Annotated in this window: 2 protein-coding genes; both read left to right on the top strand. The window is 68.7% G+C overall.

Annotated elements, in window-relative coordinates:
* The first annotated feature begins 175 nt into the window (after nt 1-175).
* Nucleotides 176-1,063 (top strand): urea ABC transporter permease subunit UrtB, encoded by an 888-nt coding sequence (gene urtB, locus ACH4TV_RS48055; RefSeq protein ID WP_398407818.1) that lies wholly within the window; start codon nt 176-178, stop codon nt 1,061-1,063.
* Nucleotides 1,060-2,193 (top strand): urea ABC transporter permease subunit UrtC, encoded by a 1,134-nt coding sequence (gene urtC / locus ACH4TV_RS48050; RefSeq protein ID WP_398407817.1) that lies wholly within the window; start codon nt 1,060-1,062, stop codon nt 2,191-2,193. Before urtB ends, urtC begins: the two co-directional genes overlap by 4 nt.
* Nucleotides 2,194-2,284: the final 91 nt, after the last annotated feature.

The raw sequence follows: 2,284 nt of genomic DNA, 5'->3' as shown, positions 1-2,284 counted from the left end.
CGCGCTTAAAAAACAACCCCCGGGCCGCAACCCCCCCCCCGGGGGGGGTTTTGGGGGGGGGGGGGTGGGGCGGGGTGGGGGGGGGGGGGGGGGGCCCCCCCGAGGGATGGGACGGGTAAGGGCGGCGGGGGCGAGGAAAAGCACCCCACCCGCCCCCCCGACCAGGAGCCGCTCCATGACGGTCATCCTCAACCAAACCTTCACCGGCATCAGCATCGGCGCCGTCCTCCTGCTCATCGCGCTCGGCCTGACCCTCACCTTCGGTCAGATGGGCGTGATCAACATGGCGCACGGCGAGTTCATCATGACCGGCGCCTACACCACGTACGTCCTCCAGAAGTCCATCAGCAGCGCCGGCCTCTCGCTACTGGTCGCGCTCCCCGTCGCATTCGTCGTCGCGGGCCTGATGGGCGCGCTCCTGGAATGGCTGCTCATCCGCCGCCTGTACACACGCCCGCTGGACACCCTGCTGGTCACCTGGGGCGTCTCACTGATGCTCCAGCAGCTGGCCCGTGACATCTTCGGCGCCCCCAACGTCCAGACGCACGCGCCCGATCTGCTCACCGACAACATCTCGGTGGGCGGCGGGATCACCCTCGCCAACAGCCGCCTGTTCATCCTCGGCCTGGCCCTCCTCTGCGTCCTGGCCCTCACGATCGTCCTGCGGACGACCCCGCTGGGCCGCCGCATCCGGGCCGTCGTCCAGAACCGCGACCTCGCCGAGGTGTCGGGCATCGCCACCGGCAAGGTCGACCGGATGACGTTCTTCATCGGGTCAGGCCTGGCGGGAGTGGCGGGCGTCGCGCTCACCCTCGTAGGCCCGATCGGCCCGACGATGGGCACCAACTACATCGTCGACGCCTTCCTCGTCGTGGTCGTCGGCGGCATCGGCCAGTTGAAGGGCAGCGTGATCACCGCGTTCGCACTCGGTGTTCTCCAGTCGGTCCTCGAATACTCGACAACCGTCAGCGTCGCCAAGGTCGTTGTCCTGGTGGCGATCGTCGCCTTCCTCCAATGGCGACCGCAGGGCCTGTACACACTGCGCACCCGGAGCCTGGCATGACGACAACGACCAAGCCCACAGAGGCAGTTACCCCGCCGCCCCCGCAACCTCCCACCCGGACCCCGCTCCTGGAACGGCTGCGCGTACCCGGTGGCTTCGCCCTCGGAGCCGTACTCCTGCTGGGCATAGCCCCGTTGGCGCTCTCCGACTTCCGCCTCGCCCTTCTCGCCAAGTACCTCTGCTACGCCATCGTCGCCGTCGGCGTCAGCCTCGCCTGGGGCCGCGGCGGACTCCTCGTCCTCGGCCAGGGCGTCTTCTTCGGCCTCGGCGGCTACGCCATGGCCATGCACCTCAAGCTCGCCGACGCCGCCGACACCGGCGAGAAACTGCCCGACTTCATGCAGCTGTACGGCACCGGTGACACCCTGCCCTGGTGGTGGGAGCCGTTCGCCAACCCCCTGTTCGCGCTCGCCATGACGATCGTCCTCCCCATGACGGTGGCCGCGCTGCTCGGCTTCCTGGTCTTCCGGCGCCGGGTGAAGGGCGCGTACTTCGCGATCCTCAGCCAGGCGCTCGCCGCGGCCTTCTCCATCTGGCTGATCGGCCAGCAGGCGACGACGGGCGGCACGAACGGTCTGACGGACATGCAGGGCTTCTTCGGCTACTCGCTCGACGACCCGGTCAACCAGCGGATGGTGTACTTCGTCATCGCGGCGGTACTGCTGTTGCTGATGGCTCTCGCCCGCCAGCTGTTCGTCAGCCGGTACGGCGAACTCCTCGTCGCCGTACGGGACTCCGAGGAACGGGTGCGCTTCCTCGGCTACAACCCGGCCAACGTCAAGCTGGTCGCGTATGTCGTAGCGGCGGGCATGGCGGGTCTGGCCGGCGCGCTCTTCGTCCCCGCCGTCGGGATCATCTCCCCGGCGCTGATCGGGATCGTGCCGTCGATCGGCTTCGTCATCGGTGCGGCGGTCGGCGGCCGGGCGTCGCTGGTGGGCGCGGTGCTCGGCGCGATCGCGGTCGCCTGGACGCAGAGCACCCTGTCGGACGCGTATCCGGCCGGATGGACGTACTTCCAGGGCCTGTTGTTCGTGGTCGCGGTCGGTTTCCTGCCCGGCGGCCTGGCGTCCCTGTGGACGGTGGCCCGCAACCGCCGTACGCGGCAGGCAAGTTCAGGAGGCGTGGCATGAGTTTCCTGAGTCAACCTCTATGCCGGGACAGGTGTGTCTGGCCTACTGTTGATCTTTCCGTTGGCCTGGTGGATGGCAGGGTCGTAACAGG

Source organism: Streptomyces sp. NPDC020898, from assembly GCF_044333925.1.
In the GTDB taxonomy this organism is placed as follows: Bacteria; Actinomycetota; Actinomycetes; order Streptomycetales; family Streptomycetaceae; genus Streptomyces.
The sequence above is the reverse complement of the archived record's forward strand: the minus strand, read 5'-3'. Positions and strand labels throughout refer to the sequence as shown.

Coding starts and splice junctions, on each gene's coding strand:
- urtB (WP_398407818.1), top strand. CDS start 176: ATGACGGTCATCCTCAACCAAACCTTCACCGGCATCAGCATCGGCGCC.
- urtC (WP_398407817.1), top strand. CDS start 1,060: ATGACGACAACGACCAAGCCCACAGAGGCAGTTACCCCGCCGCCCCCG.